At 42.5% G+C, this 19,485-nt stretch carries 8 protein-coding genes, 2 rRNA genes and 3 pseudogenes; 10 read left to right on the forward strand and 3 right to left on the reverse strand.

Annotated elements, in window-relative coordinates; all coding sequences use genetic code 11:
* Positions 1 to 37: 37 nt before the first annotated feature.
* Complete coding sequence (ndk, locus tag P4S65_RS21175) at positions 38 to 469, reverse strand: nucleoside-diphosphate kinase (protein WP_007377442.1); 432 nt, start codon at positions 467 to 469, stop codon at positions 38 to 40.
* Positions 470 to 685: 216 nt separating this feature from the next.
* On the opposite strand from ndk, the gene trhP reads away from it, so the two are divergent.
* Positions 686 to 2,071 carry a prephenate-dependent tRNA uridine(34) hydroxylase TrhP gene (trhP, locus tag P4S65_RS21180; protein ID WP_337121135.1) on the forward strand — a complete coding sequence of 462 codons (1,386 nt, stop codon included), beginning with the start codon at positions 686 to 688 and terminating at the stop codon, positions 2,069 to 2,071.
* Positions 2,072 to 2,124: 53 nt separating this feature from the next.
* Here the strand turns inward: trhP and P4S65_RS21185 are convergent.
* Together P4S65_RS21185 and P4S65_RS21190 are read right to left on the reverse strand one after the other, a co-directional pair.
* Positions 2,125 to 3,166: pseudogene (locus P4S65_RS21185) on the reverse strand (type II toxin-antitoxin system HipA family toxin); the annotation flags it as partial.
* A gap of 228 nt (positions 3,167 to 3,394) precedes the next feature.
* On the reverse strand, positions 3,395 to 3,604 hold the full coding sequence (locus tag P4S65_RS21190; RefSeq protein ID WP_442961892.1) for a hypothetical protein: 210 nt from the start codon (positions 3,602 to 3,604) through the stop codon (positions 3,395 to 3,397).
* Between the two features lie 456 nt (positions 3,605 to 4,060).
* Between P4S65_RS21190 and P4S65_RS21195 the strand changes: the two genes are divergently transcribed.
* From P4S65_RS21195 to P4S65_RS21235, 9 genes and pseudogenes are all read left to right on the forward strand, one after another.
* The gene (locus P4S65_RS21195; RefSeq protein WP_045984404.1) at positions 4,061 to 4,306 is read left to right on the forward strand and encodes a YfhL family 4Fe-4S dicluster ferredoxin; all 246 of its coding nucleotides are present in this window, start codon (positions 4,061 to 4,063) and stop codon (positions 4,304 to 4,306) included.
* Positions 4,307 to 4,769: 463 nt separating this feature from the next.
* Positions 4,770 to 6,514, forward strand: a pseudogene (locus P4S65_RS21200) (N-6 DNA methylase).
* Complete coding sequence (locus tag P4S65_RS21205; RefSeq protein ID WP_337121136.1) at positions 6,507 to 7,100, forward strand: DUF1016 N-terminal domain-containing protein; 594 nt, start codon at positions 6,507 to 6,509, stop codon at positions 7,098 to 7,100. The pseudogene P4S65_RS21200 and the gene P4S65_RS21205 overlap by 8 nt, the downstream one beginning before the upstream one ends.
* Complete coding sequence (locus P4S65_RS21210; protein ID WP_337121137.1) at positions 7,090 to 8,712, forward strand: ATP-binding protein; 1,623 nt, start codon at positions 7,090 to 7,092, stop codon at positions 8,710 to 8,712. The genes P4S65_RS21205 and P4S65_RS21210 overlap by 11 nt, the downstream gene beginning before the upstream one ends.
* On the forward strand, positions 8,702 to 8,824 hold the full coding sequence (locus P4S65_RS21215; RefSeq protein WP_337121138.1) for a hypothetical protein: 123 nt from the start codon (positions 8,702 to 8,704) through the stop codon (positions 8,822 to 8,824). The genes P4S65_RS21210 and P4S65_RS21215 overlap by 11 nt, the downstream gene beginning before the upstream one ends.
* Positions 8,814 to 10,289, forward strand: coding sequence for a restriction endonuclease subunit S (locus P4S65_RS21220; RefSeq protein WP_337121139.1), 1,476 nt, complete (start codon positions 8,814 to 8,816; stop codon positions 10,287 to 10,289). Before P4S65_RS21215 ends, P4S65_RS21220 begins: the two co-directional genes overlap by 11 nt.
* 51 nt (positions 10,290 to 10,340) lie before the next feature.
* Positions 10,341 to 13,699, forward strand: a pseudogene (locus tag P4S65_RS21225) (type I restriction endonuclease subunit R).
* Between the two features lie 869 nt (positions 13,700 to 14,568).
* A 16S ribosomal RNA gene (locus P4S65_RS21230) occupies positions 14,569 to 16,104 on the forward strand.
* A gap of 299 nt (positions 16,105 to 16,403) precedes the next feature.
* Positions 16,404 to 19,294, forward strand: a 23S ribosomal RNA gene (locus tag P4S65_RS21235).
* The 16S and 23S rRNA genes sit together here, the layout of an rRNA operon.
* Positions 19,295 to 19,485 lie beyond the last annotated feature (191 nt).

Here is a 19,485-nt window from a genome sequence, read left to right on the forward strand (position 1 = left end):
GCCCGAAAGCCCTTTTCAATATGTTAACGAATTCGAATTAACGAGTACGTGAACAAAGCTCTTCGTCAGCGAAGAAGTACGCGATTTCGCGAGCAGCAGATTCAACAGCATCAGAACCGTGAACAGCATTTTCGTCGATGCTATCAGCGTAGTCTGCACGTAAAGTACCAGCTAGTGCTTCAGCAGGGTTAGTAGCACCCATGATTTCACGGTTTTTAAGAACAGCGTTTTCGCCTTCAAGAACGGTAACCATTACTGGACCAGATGTCATGAAAGATACTAAAGCACCGAAGAAAGGACGTTCGCTATGTTCTGCGTAGAAACCTTCAGCTTTCTCTTGTGAAAGGTGAACCATTTTAGCTGCAACGATTTTAAGGCCAGCAGATTCGAAACGGTTGTAGATAGCGCCAATGTGGTTTTTAGCAACTGCATCAGGTTTTACGATTGAGAAAGTACGCTCTAAAGCCATCTTTATGCTCCAATAATTTTAAGTAAAAGTGTGAATATTAACGGGCGCGAATTATACGCGTTTTAAGTGAAAAATCCTAATTTTATTAAAAACCAGTTTGATTGCAGTTTTGTGATCTTGATCAAAAGCACAATGCTTGGCGGATTTATAATGCCGCGCTCGTAAATTAATTAATCATGCAACCGACTTATACTCGGTTCGATGTATGGAGCGCACATGTCACCCATTATTTCTTCAACGCCTTTTACTCCTGAACTATTATGCCCTGCAGGCACTTTAAAAAACATGCGCTACGCGTTTGCTTATGGCGCAGATGCGGTTTATGCGGGGCAACCCCGCTATAGTTTGCGTGTGCGCAATAATGAGTTTGACCTAGACACGCTGCAAATTGGTATTAGTGAAGCACATGCGCAAAATAAAAAGTTTTATGTGGTGTCTAATATTGCGCCGCATAACGCGAAAGTAAAATCGTATTTACGTGATATAGAGCCAGTTATAGCAATGAAACCCGATGCGCTGATTATGTCAGATCCTGGTTTGATCATGCTGGTTCGTGAAAAGTGGCCGGCGATGCCTATTCACTTATCGGTGCAAGCAAACGCCGTTAACTTTGCAAGTGTGCAGTTTTGGGCGAAGCAGGGCATTGAGCGGGTTATTTTATCTCGCGAGCTGTCGCTCGAAGAAATAACCGAAATACGCACACTCTGCCCAGAAACCGAACTTGAAGTATTTGTACATGGCGCATTGTGTATGGCGTATTCAGGGCGTTGTTTGCTCTCTGGTTATATAAACAAACGCGATCCAAACCAAGGTACATGTACCAATGCATGCAGATGGGATTATGATGTTAAGCCAGGTGTTGAAAATGAAACCGGTGAAATGGTGCATAAAATTGACCCAAAACAGGTGATTCCTACATTGGGAGAAGGGACGCCGAGTAACGATGTATTCATGTTAGAAGAGCAAGGCCGCCCTGGCGAATACATGCCTGCGTTTGAGGATGAACACGGCACGTATATTATGAACTCAAAAGATTTACGCGCTGTGCAATACGTAGAGCAGCTCACAAAAATGGGTGTACATAGTTTAAAAATAGAAGGGCGTACTAAGTCATTTTATTATGTGGCGCGCACAGCACAAGTTTATCGCAAAGCAATAGACGATGCGGCTTCGGGTAAACCATTTGATACTAACTTATTTAAAACACTCGAAAACCTTGCGCACCGTGGTTACACCGAAGGCTTTTTAAAACGTCACGCCCATCAAGATTACCAAAATTACGAGTATGGTCACTCTGTATCAACTAAGCAGCAATTTGTGGGTGAAGTACTTGGGCGCTGCGAAAATGGCTTAGTTGAAATAGACGTTAAAAATAAATTTTGCACAGGCCACTCTTTAGAGCTAATGACGCCAAAGGGAAATATTAGTTTTGTGCTTGAATACATGGAAAACAAAAAAGGCGAAAGTATTAGCGATGCTAAAGGCTCTGGTCACACTGTAAAAATACCGCTAGATGAGGGCGTTAACTTAGCGCACGCTATTTTAATGCGTAACCTAGATGAAAACCAAGATACCCGCAATCCGTTTAAACAAGCAGTTTAAGGGGTATAAGTAACACCAAAAATCGGTATTTTGGTGTTACTTCATAATCTATTTTAACTACCCGTTAAATGCTTATTCATGGCGTACGTATTATTAAGCTGTTGCTCTATTAAGCTAATCGTTTTTTATTTACGTCGAGTGTTTTAGCGGTGTCTTTAAAGTTTAAAATAATCTCCGCTATTTCAGATATTATAACTTGTACTTGTTTCCAGTTTGCATAACCTGCTGCAGAGGCCAGCTTTTGAATCGCTTTTAGTGGCGGGTTTTTTCCAAATCCAGCAAACGAAGTAGCATGCTCGTTAAAAGGGTGAGGACTAAAAGTGACATCATAAAAAGGCGCTAAATCCCACTCACCAGAATCTTCTTGTAAAAAAGCCCATTTTTTACTGTGGTCGTCTTGGTTACAGCTAAATAAATTAAACATAGCCCGACGAAATTGTAATTGCCCCGCAGCAGGTGATTTGCATAAAACACGGCTCGCTTTAATTAAATCCTCATAATCTAATGTAAGTGTACGAAAATCAGCATCTAGCAAGCCACATGCACTATGCATATGTTTGCAGCCCATTTTATCACCCGTTAATTTAAACCTATCGAATCGCTTTAAGGCAAGCCATTGCTTTGCACCGGTCCCTTCTGGGGCGGGTACCAGTAATCGTTGAGGTGGGTTTAATCCCGCTTGTTCAGCTAAATCCAAATACACAGCTTCACATAACCCTTTCTCATGTCCTAAAGCGAGGTTTTTGGATGTGAATTTGATTAACCAAGCATCATCGCCTGTTTTAGGTTTTGTCCTACATTCTTGTATATTATTGTCAGGAAAATAAATTTTAGCTTTAGGGCGTGCACCGCCGGAGCTGCCAGCAGCCACTAACGCAGAAAGTACTTTTTCTGTCTGCCCGTCAAATATTGTTTGGGCTTGTTGACCCAATGTAGCAAGACCAGCGTCATCGTCATTTGTGCCATCATAATGAGTTTCAGGTGTAAACGATAATGCCCCCATAGCTAAACGGCCAACAAAAGATAGCGGTCCATTTGGGTCACAAAGTTAGGCATTATATTATTTTTTCTGAATACACGATCCTGTAGTAGTAATACCAATTCCATTAAGTATGAGATCTAAATTTTACGCCGAAAAAACAATTCAGTTCTAGGCGTAAATTGATGTAATTGGTTGTTCCATTTGCGAAATTTACAACAAAGAAATGGGTTGTTTTAGCAAGTAAAATAGATCAGCTATTTATTGGAATTGGTATAACCCCCACTCATCAGGTAAACAATCAGAAAAGACCCCATGCAATCCATTATGTGGGCTTTTGGGTGCTAACTGAACATCTCTATTGAAGCTAACTGAACATCTCTATTGAAGGCGAGTGAGAATGGCGAAAGATTACCATATGTGTCTAAATAACTTTGGTCGAACTGAAAGTAAACACCTTGCCTATTTTGAGCAAGTACACCCACCATTAACTCTGTTGAGTCTGACAGTGTACGTTGTACTTCTAGCTTTTCTATGGGTTTAATAAAGGCCATTGTTTAATACCTGATCAATAGGCGTTGGCGCATTCTTGCCTTGAGTTGGCGCTTTTGTTAAGTCATATAAACGAGTTAAATCGTCGAGTGTTTGCCACAAAAGCAATAGCTGCCTAAACGAAATAAGCCCTGTAACCTCAAACTTTTTTATTGTAGAAGCCGGTACTGTGCTTTTTTGCGACGTTCTTTTAGGTGCTCAGCAAAAGCCAGCTGCACATCACCTTCGCTTAATAATTAATAACAGAACCTCGCGAACTTGATTGGGCATTACTGTGTCCAAAATTGCTTTTTTATGAGCGTAATGGATATTATAGTGTCCATTTTTAGTTATAAAGTTAATGATTGAATGCGAGTTACACAATGTAATTTTTATTGATTGAGATCAACAAGAAAACGCAGAATAAAATGCATAATTTACGGCTGCAAATTTATGCTAGAAGTACTAGAGGTTAGAGAATGGCTTTACTAATTAACAGCAAATGTATTAACTGCGACATGTGCGATCCAGAATGCCCTAACGAAGCCATTTACATGGGCGCTAAAATTTACCAAATAGCCCCCGCAAAATGCACTGAATGCGTAGGCCATTACGACAAACCAACCTGTGTCAGCGTATGCCCAATTGACTGCATAAAGCCCGATCCTAATCATCGAGAAAATATAGACGAACTGGCTGAAAAATATGTCAGGCTAACGAGTTAGTTTGTTAATTGGCTTTTATGTGTAATGGGTTACGAAGCGAAAGTGGCGACACTGTCGCAACAACCAAACTGCTCGCATATTGCGTATTATGACTAGGGCGTGTTGATCTTTGGTGGGTGAGTTTGCAGCTGTATGTTTGGTTTTTAGGCAAGGCAGAGCCTATGTAGTGTGGTTATTCCCCATAAATAGGCGATAACGCAGCATAAATACCAAACATGCGCTGCCCTTTGGGTTCTTTCTAGGGACGATAAACTCTTTGTTGCTCGGTTTTTACTTAGCCCACTAGGTTACAAACCTCGCGCCGCGATTTAATCGCCCCTAGATTGAACAAATTTCAATCCACAAAGATCAACACGCCCTAATAAATATCCCCTCATATATTTTTAATTAAGTCTCAATAATTCGCGCTCTTTACGGTATGATAACTCAATAATTTGTATTGATATTCTGGTCTGAGATAGTTATGGAAACCGCACCTAAAAAAACCGCCACAAAGCCCGCTACTAAAAAAGTTGCTAAAAAAACCACAAAACAAGCACAAGTCGGGTTTGAAGAATCGCTTTGGGATGCCGCCAATAAACTGCGAGGCAGTGTTGAATCAGCCGAATATAAGCACATTGTTTTAAGCTTAATCTTTCTTAAATTTATCAGTGACAAGTTTGAAGTACGTCAAAAAGCCATTATTGCTGAGCACGGCGATGAATACATCGACATGGTCGACTTTTACGCGATGTATAACGTGTTTTATCTTCCAGAAGACGCCCGCTGGTCATACATTCAAACCAACGCAAAGCAAGGCGATATTGCTGTTAAAATAGATACCGCCCTGCACGGCGTTGAAAAAAACAATAAATCACTCGCGGGCGCATTGCCCGATAACTACTTTTCACGCTTAGGGCTCGATGCCAGTAAGCTCTCAGCGTTAATCGATACCATTAATAATATCGACACCATCGCCAACCAAAACGAAAAAACAGAAGAAGATTTAGTTGGCCGTGTGTACGAATACTTTTTAGGGAAATTTGCTGCATCTGAAGGTAAAGGCGGGGGCGAGTTCTATACGCCAAAATCAATTGTTACCCTAATAGCCGATATGATCGAACCATTTCAAGGCAAAATTTACGACCCATGTTGTGGCTCGGGCGGTATGTTTGTGCAATCGCTAAAATTTATTAATAGCCATAACGGCAATCAAAAAAATGTGTCTATTTATGGGCAAGAGTACACCAACACCACCTATAAACTGGCTAAAATGAACCTCGCCGTGCGCGGTATATCGGGCAATTTAGGCGATGTAGCCGGCGACACTTTTTTAAAGACCAACACCCCGACCTAAAAGCCGATTACATTATGGCAAACCCGCCGTTTAACCAAAAACAGTGGCGCGCCGATAACGAATTAGTCGACGATGCCCGTTGGGCCGGTTACCCAACACCGCCTACTGGTAATGCTAACTATGCGTGGATCATGCATATGATCTCAAAATTGAGCGAGCATGGCACCGCAGGCTTTGTACTGGCCAATGGCTCAATGAGTTCTAACACCAGTGGCGAGGGCGATATTCGCCAAAAAATAATCGAAAACGATTTAGTCGATTGTATGATAGCCCTACCAGGGCAGCTGTTTTACACCACGCAAATTCCGGTGTGTTTATGGTTTATAAGTAAAGATAAACGCGGTAATAACGAAAAAGGCCTACTAAAACGCCGCGACCGCCAAGGCGAAACCCTATTTATAGATGCCCGCGAAATGGGCTCTATGGTTAACCGCACCTTAAAAGAACTCACCAACGACGACATAGCTAAAATAACACAAACCTACCATATTTGGCGCGGCGAAGAGCTTGTCACTGAAAGCACCGAGCGAGAAAGCGCAAATAAAGAGCAAAGTGCAAATAAAGAGCAAAGCGCAAATAAAGAGCAAGAGCAAGAATACCAAGATATCGCCGGTTACTGTAAATCAGCCACCCTTGGGGATATAAAAGCGAACGACTACGTACTCACCCCTGGGCGCTATGTAGGCGCGGCCGATATTATCGACGACGGCATCCCATTCGAAACCAAAATGAGCGAGCTTAGCCAAACGCTTTATAGCCAAATGAGTCAAGCCGATGAGCTTGATAACGCTATTCGTAAAAACTTGCAGGCTTTAGGCTATGGTGAAGAGCGTTTTGGTGAAAAGCGTGATAGTGAAGAACGTAATGACTAGCAGTAAAGAACACCCATCTACTCAAAACGAGCACTTATTAGTTGATATTAAGCGCATTGTTGAGCAAGCCCGTGGGCAAGTTAAACAAACCGTAAATACCGCCATGTTACAAGCGTATTGGCAAATAGGGCGCTTAATTGTAGAAGATGAGCAAGGCGGTGAAACACGCGCAGCCTATGGTAAAGCAACATTAAAACGGTTATCGCAGCAACTCACCACAAACTATGGTAAGGGGTTTGACATAACCAACCTGCGTAATATGCGCCGTTTTTATCTCGCCTTTGAAAAACGAGACGCAGTGCGTCTCGAATTAAGCTGGACGCATTATCGCGCCCTATTACGGGTTGATAGTTCAACTGCACGCAACGGGTATCGCGATGAAGCCATTTTACAAAATTGGTCAGCGCGCGCGTTAGATCGCCAAATTGGTACGCTTTACTACGAGCGTTTACTCTCAAGTAAAAATAAACAACCCGTTGAGCAAGGTATTATAAATAACCTACAACAGTTTTTATTAGGGCTTGGTAAAGCGACCCTCAGAATCGTGGAAACGCATAATTATAGAGAGCGATGTAATGGAAAATAAACACCCTTTATTGCTTGATATAGAAAAAGGTGAAAGCAAAAATTTAGAATTTAAAGTGCAATTACCAACCAGTAAAGAGTGGGTTAAAAGCATTATCTCTTTTGCCAACTCTGCGGGTGGAAAGCTGGTTATAGGCGTTTCTGACAATAGAACTCTAATAGGTTTGCAACATTTTGATCTATTTGAATTAATGGATAAAATTAGTTCAACAATGCATGAACTAGTTGCGCCTACGCTATTACCTAATATTTACATAGAGAATATTAACGGGGTTGAGTTATTAGTAATAGAAGTGCAGCGCGGAGCATTACTCCCTTATTATTTAAAGAGTAAAGGCAAAGAGCTGGGTTGTTATCAACGTATTGGTGCGACTAATCGCATAGTCAGTCAGGCGCAAGTGATAGAGCTTGAACGTCAACGTAACCATATTAGCTTTGACTCACTTATTAACTATGAAGTGGATTTATCAACCCTTGATTTAACGCCACTTCAACAACGTTTTGCAGCACATGGTAAACCATTAACGCCAGAAAAATTATTAAGTTTAAAGCTGGTCAAAAACGATAATAATATGCTTTACCCCACACATGGCTTGCTAATTTTACTGGGCTTTTATGAGCATGTAGAAATAAAATGTAGCCGATTTAAAGGCACTACCATGTCTATCTTTTTAGATAAAAAAGAGTACACGGGTGATCTATTTCAGCAAATAGAAAACGCAGAACTATTTATAAAAAATCATCTTCATTTACGCGCAGAGGTACTGGGGCTGCAGCGTACTGATACCTTTGAGATCCCCTTTCCAGCAATTCGAGAGGCATTACTCAATGCAGTAATGCATCGAGATTACAGCAATTTTGGACGAGATATAAAAATAGGTATTTACGATGATATTCTTAATATTGTATCGCCAGGCGGTTTACCACATGGGCTAACTATTCATGATGCGTTAAAAGGGCGTTCTGAAATCCGTAATACAGTCATTGCAAGAGTGTTTAAGGAGTTGGACTTAGTTGAGCAATGGGGCAGCGGTATACAAAGAATTAAAGAGTATTGCATCAAGGCAAACATCGGTTTACCTGTATTCTCTGAGTCAGGTGATTTTACCGATTGGGAGTTTCCAAGAAAAATACGCCACAGTAATGAAGCAGTAGTAACGACTGATGGAATAAATGACGGAATAAATGGTGGAATAAATGATGGAATAAATGATGGAATAAATGATGGAATAAATGATGGAATAAATGATGGAATAAATGATGGAATAAATGATGGAATAAATGATGGAATAAATGATGGAATAAATGATGGAATAAATGATGGAATAAATGATGGAATAAATGATGGAATAAATGATGGAATAAATGATGGAATAAATGATGGAATAAGTGATGGAATAAACCATCAAACTATTATTCCCAAAAATATTCAGCCATTGTTAACGTGCATTAAGCACTCGCCTTCATTGTCTACAAAAGTATTTGCTAAGCAGCTTAATTTAGGCACTGCAACGGTTGAGCGTCATATTAAGTGGTTAAAAGACCATAACGTAATCAAGCGGATCGGCGCAAACAAAGACGGATATTGGCAGGTGTTAAACAATGAAAAATAATAAATATAAACAACTCGCACTTAGCCAACGTTTTTATAGCGAAGTGAACCAAAGCGATGAGCTTGATAAAGCGATTCGTAAAAATTTGGAGGCACTGGGTTATGGGGAGTGATTGGATTGATTGCGAGCTTGGTGATTTAATCGAGTTGAAGCGTGGCTATGACTTACCTAAAACAAAGAGAGTGAATGGTGGTGTTCCCGTTGTGTCTTCATCTGGATCTTCTGGTGAGCATAACGAAATAAAAGTTAAAGCTCCGGGTGTCGTTACTGGACGATATGGAACTATTGGTGAAGTATTTTATATTGAAGATGATTTTTGGCCATTAAATACAACATTGTACGTTAAAGATTTTAAAGGGAATGATCCTTTATATGTTTATTACTTTCTAAAGACAATCAGGTATTCCGACTACACAGATAAAGGAGCTGTACCTGGAATAAATAGAAATCATATACATAGAGCAAAAGTAAAAGTGCCTGTTGACCCTTTACATCAAAGAAACTTGGCGCTTAAACTATTTGATTTAGACAAAAAAATACAGCTCAACAAACAAACCAACCAAACCCTAGAAAAAATGGCGCAGGCGTTGTTTAAAAGCTGGTTTGTTGATTTTGATCCGGTGTTCGACAACCTACTTGCCAGCGCTGATTTTAAATTAGAAAACCTTGAAACTAGTCTGCCTGACGAGTTAATACAAAAAGCACAGCGCCGCTTAACGGCACTGAACAGCTTACACAATGCGACACAATGCAAAGCATCACTCAGTGCGCTCGCTCACGAGTTACAAGCACAGCTACCAACAAAAGAAGCAACACAAGCAGCAGAGAAAGGCACTGAGACACCCGTTAAAGCAAACTTTAACGCCAACCCTACAATATTAGCGCAACACGCAAACACCCACGCCCACTTCCCTAATGAGTTCGAGCACAACGAACAACTAGGCTGGATTCCAAAGGGGTGGAGCGTTTCTAATGTAGAAGGAATATCTGCGAAAGTATTTAGTGGAGGGACTCCAAATACGAGAACTTCAGAATACTGGAACGGAGAGCTTCATTGGTTTTCTTCTGGTGAAACTAGATCTAATTTAGTACTAGATACAGAAAAAAGAATAACTGAGGAAGGAGTTAAAAATTCGTCGACTAAATTGTCTATTCCTGGCGATATATTAATTGCTGGCGCAGGTCAAGGGCATACCAGAGGGCAAACATCTCTTAATAGAATCCATACTTACTTCAATCAGTCTGTAGTTTGTATAAGAGTTAAGGATGTAAAATTAAGTAATTGGCTTTTTGAAAACCTACACTCTAGATATGAAGAAATGAGAGCATTATCAGATTCTCATAGTGTACGTGGTAGTCTTACAACTAAGATTGTTGCAAGGATGCAGGTCTTACTACCTTGTGATAATCTAATTGATATTTTTAATAAAAATGCAAAAGCATACTCCATCAGACAGGAGAAACTGCTAAGCGAAATATCAGTGCTAACAAAACTCCGTGACACTCTGTTACCCAAACTCATCTCTGGCGAACTACAAATACCTGATGTAGCCACTAACGATGAAACAGTAGATTAATACATAGGCTAAGCACTTAACCATTTAAAATAAAAAGAATAAGGATGTTTGATGAAATTTACTGAAGCCAAATTAGAACAAGCGGTGGTTGAGTTATTAGCCGAACAAGGCTACCCGCATTTATTGGGCGGGCAGCTCACCCGCAATAATAGCGACGTATTAATTAAAGAAGACTTACGTGCTTTTTTAACCAAGCGTTACGCTAAAAATAATATTACTACCGGCGAAGTAGACTCTATTATTGCAAAGCTTGAAAAACTCCCAGCCAGTGATTTATATGAGAGCAATAAAACCTTTTGTAATTGGCTAAGTGATGGGTTTTTACATAAAAGAGACATGTTAAGTGGTCAAAGTAGTGATGCGGCGAAGAGCCAGTCTCAAAAAGATTTATATATTCAACTACTCGATTACGACAACGTTGAGCAAGGCATTAAAAGTAGCCTAATAGCAGGCAGTGCTATTGCTGCTTTGGATAATATGGCTTTCGATAATGTAAATGAAGCCAGCGTTACTTACCTGCAAGACAATAACATTTACCGCTTTGTTACCCAGTTAGAAATAGAAAGCCCCACAAGCTACGACAATATTGAACTGCGTATTCCCGATGGCATTTTATATGTGAATGGTTTGCCGCTGGTGGTGTTTGAATTTAAAAGCGCGATACGCGAGCAAGCCCCTATTTTTGAAGCGTTTGAGCAACTAACGGTGCGCTACAAACGTGCTATTCCTCAATTATTTGTGTTTAATACCTTGTGCGTTATAAGCGATGGCGTGAATAATAAAATGGGTAACTTATTTGCGCCATATCAGTTTTTTTACTCGTGGGGAAAAGTAACGGGGCAAGAGCTAACCGCACAAGAGGGCATAAATTCATTACATACTTTATTGCATGGCTTGTTTGATAAAGCGCGTTTGCGCGATGTAATGCGCAACTTTGTATTCTTCCCTGATTCTGATAATAAAAGTGCGTGCAAAAAAGAGAAAAAATTGTGCCGCGTTACCCGCAATATTATGCCGCTAATAAGCTGTTCGAAAATATAAAGCTGCATTTAAAGCCAAAAGGCGATGGTAAAGGCGGTACGTACTTTGGCGCAACGGGTTGCGGTAAAAGTTACACCATGCAATTTTTAACACGCTTGCTGATGAAAAGTGTTGAACTTAAAAGCCCGACCATTATTTTAATTACCGACCGAACCGATTTAGACGATCAACTCTCGCAGCAGTTTGGTAATGCTAAAACCTACATTGGCGATGACACGGTAAAAACAGTCACCAGCCGTACTCACTTGCGTGAGCTATTAAAAGGCCGTAACAGCGGCGGTGTATTTTTAACTACCATTCATAAGTTCACCGAAGACACCCAGTTATTAACTGAGCGCACTAACGTTATTTGTATCTCTGATGAGGCGCATCGTAGCCAAGTTAATCTCGATCAAAAAATTACTATTACCGACAAAGGCCCAAATGCCGGAGTGAGAAAAACCTTTGGTTTTGCAAAATACCTGCATGACTCATTGCCAAACGCCACCTATGTTGGTTTTACTGGTACGCCAGTAGACGCGACTTTAGATGTGTTTGGTGAAGTAGTTGACTCGTACACTATGACCGAATCAGTCAAAGATGAAATAACCGTACGCATTGTTTATGAAGGGCGCGCCGCCAAGGTGTGTTTAAACAACAGCAAGCTGGCAGAAATTGAAGCTTATTACAAAGAATGCGCCGATGCAGGCAGTAACGAGCTGCAAATAGAAGACAGTAAAAAAGCCACTGCGAACATGAATAGCATTTTAGGCGACCCTGATCGTATTAAAGTGTTAGCAAAAGATTTTGTACAGCACTACGAAAAACGTGTTGAAGAATGCTCAACGGTTGCCGGCAAGGCAATGTTTGTGTGTAGCTCACGCGGTATTGCTTATCAGCTGTATCAAGAATTAGAAGAATTACGTCCAGATTGGTTTGCTGTAGTCGACTCTTTAAACGAGCAGGACAACGCGCAAAACTTATCGGATACCGAGCGAAAGCGTGCTATTAGCGAAGGCCGTATTGCAGCCCCTTCTGAAAAAGTAAAAATGGTGATGACCCGTGGTAAAGACGACGTCGCACGCTTATATAATTTACTGGGCAGTAAAGACGAACGTAAAGAGCTTGATAAGCAATTTAAAAACAAACATTCAAACTTTAAAATAGCCATAGTGGTAGATATGTGGCTAACCGGTTTTGACGTGCCATTTTTAGACACCATGTACATTGATAAGCCACTGCAAAAGCACAGCTTAATACAAACTATTTCGCGGGTTAATCGCCAGTTTGAAGGTAAGAACAAAGGCTTGGTAGTCGATTACATTGGTATTAAATCTGAAATGAATAAAGCGTTAGCGCAGTATTCAAAAACAGACGAAACCAATTTTGAAGACATTACCGCCTCGGTTATCGAAGTAAAAAACCACTTAGCGTTACTTGCTCAGTTATTTCATAAGTTTGACAGCAGCGCGTACTTTACCGGCGAAGCCGTTGCACAGCTTAATTGTTTAAACCACGCCGCCGAGTTTGCGCTAATTACCGAAAAGCGCCGAAAACGCTTTATGGATCTAGTTAAACGTTTAAAAGCCGCTTACGATGTATGTTGTGGCAGTGAAAAAATTAACGAGAATGAGCGAAACCACATTCACTTTTACCTTGCTATTCGCTCTATTATTTACAAGCTAACCAAAGGCGAAGCGCCAGATACCGCACAAATGAACGCCAAAGTACGTGAAATGATAAGCGAAGCCCTGCAAAGTGACGGCGTAGAAGAGGTATTTAAACTCGGTAATGAAGACGGCGGCGAAATTGACATTTTTAATGATGACTACATCGCTAAAATAGAAAAAATAAAGCTCCCCAATACCAAAATAAAAATACTGCAACAAATGTTAGCTAAAGCCATAGGCGAGCTTAAAAAAGTAAACCAAACCCAAGGTATCGACTTTACTAAACGCTTTGAATCGCTGGTACAGCGCTATAACGAGCGAAAAGATGATGACATATTGGTAAGTAACGTACTTGATGAGTTTTCAGACACTATGGTTAATATGATTTACAGCGTACGCGACGAAATGAACGCCGGCGACGAGCTAGGTATTGATATTGAAGAAAAAGGCTTTTACGACGCATTAAAAATGCTCGCGGTTAAATACGACTTTGATTACCCCGAAGATAAGTTGATTGAGCTCGCCCAAGCGGTAAAAGTAATAGTGGACGACAAAGTTAAATTTGTTGATTGGAACCACCGCGAAGATATTAAATCATCACTAAGAGTAGAGCTTATTTTAATACTGGCTAAATTTAAGTATCCGCCAATTAGCCACGACGAAGTGTACAAAGAAATATTTGAGCAAGCACAAAATGTAAAAGCGAATAAAGAGAAGTAAAACATAAAGCGGACGATGTTCAATAGCTAAGCGAATAATTGGTAGTGTTTAAAGTTGGTATCTGTTCAGTAAATTTGTGAAAAGAAAATTCAATTGAATTTCATAGATACAGTTTAAGCTACTTAATTAGCTTAAGCTCAATGATCAATACATTATAATGTCAGCTTTGTTATTGCGCTATTTTAGTGGCGCTATAGTAAAACACTTATTTAATGCAGTAGTGATAACCGCACAGTTAACATAGCTCTGCAGTGTTATTTATAGAGGTGTTTTTAAGTCCCCCTGGGATTTGTGTACAAATTGGTTGTTTAATGGGCAAAAAAGGCGATGCAGCCCTTTGTTTGTATAGCTTTTGTACTAAATTCATTTAATTGTCAAAAAGCTGAAATAAAACATTGACCCTTGCCCGAATCTCCCTATAATGCGACCCCACTGAGACGGGAAACGCAGAGGCATAGCGAGGCAGGAACTACTCAGAGAGTTAAATAAAACTTCGGTTTTAAATCTTCCAAAAGAAAGTTTAAAACAAAGTATTGACTCAAAAAATAAAGGGTGTATTATTCGCATCCCTTGAGGCGCTAAGGTGGCTCAAAACGTTCTTTAACAATATAAAGCAATCATCTGTGTGGGCACTCGTACAGATTGAGTTCTAACAGCCAAACTACTTACTCTTTATGGGTAATTAGCGAGGCAAAAAAATTAGAGTCTCAATTGAAGCTGAGTGACCATATGTTATTAAAAGATTCAGCCTTGAGCTGTTTTGATTTCACTTTTTTAAAAGTGAAAATAATAACGCACAGTCAATTCGTTTTTGGCAACAAAAACAAAAATTCAGAATTCATTGAGCTGTCGAAAGACATAAAACTTTTTAATTGAAGAGTTTGATCATGGCTCAGATTGAACGCTGGCGGCAGGCCTAACACATGCAAGTCGAGCGGTAACAGAGAGTAGCTTGCTACTTTGCTGACGAGCGGCGGACGGGTGAGTAATGCTTGGGAACATGCCTTGAGGTGGGGGACAACAGTTGGAAACGACTGCTAATACCGCATAATGTCTACGGACCAAAGGGGGCTTCGGCTCTCGCCTTTAGATTGGCCCAAGTGGGATTAGCTAGTTGGTGAGGTAATGGCTCACCAAGGCGACGATCCCTAGCTGGTTTGAGAGGATGATCAGCCACACTGGGACTGAGACACGGCCCAGACTCCTACGGGAGGCAGCAGTGGGGAATATTGCACAATGGGCGCAAGCCTGATGCAGCCATGCCGCGTGTGTGAAGAAGGCCTTCGGGTTGTAAAGCACTTTCAGTCAGGAGGAAAGGTTAACGGTTAATACCCGTTAGCTGTGACGTTACTGACAGAAGAAGCACCGGCTAACTCCGTGCCAGCAGCCGCGGTAATACGGAGGGTGCGAGCGTTAATCGGAATTACTGGGCGTAAAGCGTACGCAGGCGGTTTGTTAAGCGAGATGTGAAAGCCCCGGGCTCAACCTGGGAACTGCATTTCGAACTGGCAAACTAGAGTGTGATAGAGGGTGGTAGAATTTCAGGTGTAGCGGTGAAATGCGTAGAGATCTGAAGGAATACCGATGGCGAAGGCAGCCACCTGGGTCAACACTGACGCTCATGTACGAAAGCGTGGGGAGCAAACGGGATTAGATACCCCGGTAGTCCACGCCGTAAACGATGTCTACTAGAAGCTCGGAGCCTCGGTTCTGTTTTTCAAAGCTAACGCATTAAGTAGACCGCCTGGGGAGTACGGCCGCAAGGTTAAAACTCAAATGAATTGACGGGGGCCCGCACAAGCGGTGGAGCATGTGGTTTAATTCGATGCAACGCGAAGAACCTTACCTACACTTGACATACAGAGAACTTACCAGAGATGGTTTGGTGCCTTCGGGAACTCTGATACAGGTGCTGCATGGCTGTCGTCAGCTCGTGTTGTGAGATGTTGGGTTAAGTCCCGCAACGAGCGCAACCCCTATCCTTAGTTGCTAGCAGGTAATGCTGAGAACTCTAAGGAGACTGCCGGTGATAAACCGGAGGAAGGTGGGGACGACGTCAAGTCATCATGGCCCTTACGTGTAGGGCTACACACGTGCTACAATGGCGCATACAGAGTGCTGCGAACCTGCGAAGGTAAGCGAATCACTTAAAGTGCGTCGTAGTCCGGATTGGAGTCTGCAACTCGACTCCATGAAGTCGGAATCGCTAGTAATCGCGTATCAGAATGACGCGGTGAATACGTTCCCGGGCCTTGTACACACCGCCCGTCACACCATGGGAGTGGGTTGCTCCAGAAGTAGATAGTCTAACCCTCGGGAGGACGTTTACCACGGAGTGATTCATGACTGGGGTGAAGTCGTAACAAGGTAGCCCTAGGGGAACCTGGGGCTGGATCACCTCCTTATACGATTTAGAACTTATTTGTTCGTAGTGTCCACACAGATGATTGTTAATTAGTGCTTGTCCCTTTGGGATAACTAATTAATATGCTCTTTAAAAATTTGGAAAAGCTGATAATAAAATTCTGATGAATACATTGTATTTATCAAGAGTTTTCAAAAGTAAAAAAACAATGGTAGCAGTACCATTGAGTGCCATTTAGTTAACTCTTATGAGTTGATTGATTGGTATCTACTTTAGTATTCAATATTGACTTCTGGCGAAGTTAAACTGTCACAAAACAAAGACCCGTTTGGGTTGTATGGTTAAGTGACTAAGCGTACACGGTGGATGCCTTGGCAGTTGGAGGCGATGAAGGACGTATTAACTTGCGATAAGCCTAGTCAAGCTAGTAAAAAGCGCTTGAGACTAGGATTTCCGAATGGGGAAACCCACCTGCTTGCAGGTATCGTTAACTGAATACATAGGTTAACGAGGCGAACGCGGAGAACTGAAACATCTAAGTACCCGTAGGAAAAGAAATCAACCGAGATTCCGAAAGTAGCGGCGAGCGAAATCGGAACAGCCCTTAAGCTTATTATGTGTTAATGGAAGGCTGCTGGAAAGCGCCACGATACAGGGTGATAGTCCCGTACATGAAAAGACATTTTAAGTGAAATCGAGTAGGTCGGAGCACGTGAAACTTTGACTGAATATAGGTGGACCATCATCTAAGGCTAAATACTCCCAACTGACCGATAGTGAACCAGTACCGTGAGGGAAAGGCGAAAAGAACCCCTGTGAGGGGAGTGAAATAGAACCTGAAACCGTGTACGTACAAGCAGTAGGAGCCCACTTGTTGGGTGACTGCGTACCTTTTGTATAATGGGTCAGCGACTTATATTTTGTAGCGAGGTTAACCGAATAGGGTAGCCGTAGGGAAACCGAGTCTTAACTGGGCGACTAGTTGCAAGGTATAGACCCGAAACCCGGTGATCTAGCCATGGGCAGGTTGAAGGTTGAGTAACATCAACTGGAGGACCGAACCCACTAACGTTGAAAAGTTAGGGGATGACCTGTGGCTAGGAGTGAAAGGCTAATCAAACCGGGAGATAGCTGGTTCTCCCCGAAATCTATTTAGGTAGAGCCTCGGACGAATACTTACGGGGGTAGAGCACTGTTAAGGCTAGGGGGTCATCCCGACTTACCAACCCTTTGCAAACTCCGAATACCGTAAAGTAATATCCGGGAGACACACGGCGGGTGCTAACGTCCGTCGTGAAGAGGGAAACAACCCAGACCGCCAGCTAAGGTCCCAAAGTCATAGTTAAGTGGGAAACGATGTGGAAAGGCCCAGACAGCCAGGAGGTTGGCTTAGAAGCAGCCATCCTTTAAAGAAAGCGTAATAGCTCACTGGTCGAGTCGGTCTGCGCGGAAGATGTAACGGGGCTAAACTATGCACCGAAGCTGCGGATTCAGAATTTATTCTGAGTGGTAGGGGAGCGTTCTGTAAGCGGTTGAAGGTGTACCGGGAGGTATGCTGGACGTATCAGAAGTGCGAATGCTGACATGAGTAACGATAATGGGAGTGAAAAACTCCCACGCCGGAAGACCAAGGGTTCCTATCCCATGTTAATCAGGGTAGGGTAAGTCGACCCCTAAGGCGAGGCCGAAAGGCGTAGTCGATGGGAAACAGATTAATATTTCTGTACTCGATATAATTGCGATGGGGGGACGGAGCAGGCTAAGCAAGCATAGCGTTGGTAGTCTATGTGAAAGTGAGTAGGGCGTTTGTTTAGGTAAATCCGGACGAACATTAAACCTGAGACACGAGACGAGTCACTACGGTGATGAAGTTGCTGATGCCATACTTCCAGGAAAAGCCTCTAAGCTTCAGATTATATGGAATCGTACCCCAAACCGACACAGGTGGTCAGGTAGAGAATACTAAGGCGCTTGAGAGAACTCGGGTGAAGGAACTAGGCAAAATCGTACCGTAACTTCGGGAGAAGGTACGCTCCTATCTGTGATGAGACTTGCTCTCTAAGCGGACGGGAGCCGCAGTGACCAGGTGGCTGGGACTGTTTATTAAAAACACAGCACTGTGCAAAATCGCAAGATGACGTATACGGTGTGACACCTGCCCGGTGCCGGAAGGTTAATTGATGGGGTTATCCTTAGGGAGAAGCTCTTGATCGAAGCCCCGGTAAACGGCGGCCGTAACTATAACGGTCCTAAGGTAGCGAAATTCCTTGTCGGGTAAGTTCCGACCTGCACGAATGGTGTAACCATGGCCACGCTGTCTCCACCCGAGACTCAGTGAAATTGAAATCGCAGTGAAGATGCTGTGTACCCGCGGCTAGACGGAAAGACCCCGTGAACCTTTACTACAGCTTGGCACTGAACATTGAACCTACATGTGTAGGATAGGTGGGAGACTTTGAAGCAGCGACGCTAGTTGTTGTGGAGTCAACCTTGAAATACCACCCTTGTAGTTTTGATGTTCTAACGTTGGCCCCTGAATCGGGGTTACGGACAGTGCCTGGTGGGTAGTTTGACTGGGGCGGTCTCCTCCTAAAGAGTAACGGAGGAGCACGAAGGTTGGCTAAGTACGGTCGGACATCGTACGGTTAGTGTAATGGTAGAAGCCAGCTTAACTGCGAGACAGACACGTCGAGCAGGTACGAAAGTAGGTCATAGTGATCCGGTGGTTCTGAATGGAAGGGCCATCGCTCAACGGATAAAAGGTACTCCGGGGATAACAGGCTGATACCGCCCAAGAGTTCATATCGACGGCGGTGTTTGGCACCTCGATGTCGGCTCATCACATCCTGGGGCTGAAGTCGGTCCCAAGGGTATGGCTGTTCGCCATTTAAAGTGGTACGCGAGCTGGGTTTAGAACGTCGTGAGACAGTTCGGTCCCTATCTGCCGTGGGCGTTTGAGAATTGAGAGGGGTTGCTCCTAGTACGAGAGGACCGGAGTGAACGAACCGCTGGTGTTCGGGTTGTCATGCCAATGGCATTGCCCGGTAGCTACGTTCGGAACTGATAAGCGCTGAAAGCATCTAAGCGCGAAGCAGGCCTCGAGATGAGTTCTCACTAGACTTTTAAAGTCTCTGAAGGGCCGTTGAAGACTACAACGTTGATAGGCAAGATGTGGAAGTGGTGTGAGCCATTAAGCTAACTTGTACTAATTACCCGTGAGGCTTAACCATACAACGCCAAACGCGTTTTATGTGATAGTGAAACACGCGAAGAAGTTAATATGACTAAAGTAGATATTACTTAGAAAGACTTAAAAAATATTATCAGATATTTTCCAAATTCAAGAGGTGACTCTTAGCGCGTAGCGTTAAAGTTGAGGCACCTTGCGCAAAGAAAATGGTAGCACTACGTGCTTGTCATT

This window comes from Pseudoalteromonas sp. B131b, from assembly GCF_037162545.1.
Classification (GTDB): Bacteria; Pseudomonadota; Gammaproteobacteria; order Enterobacterales; family Alteromonadaceae; genus Pseudoalteromonas; species Pseudoalteromonas fuliginea.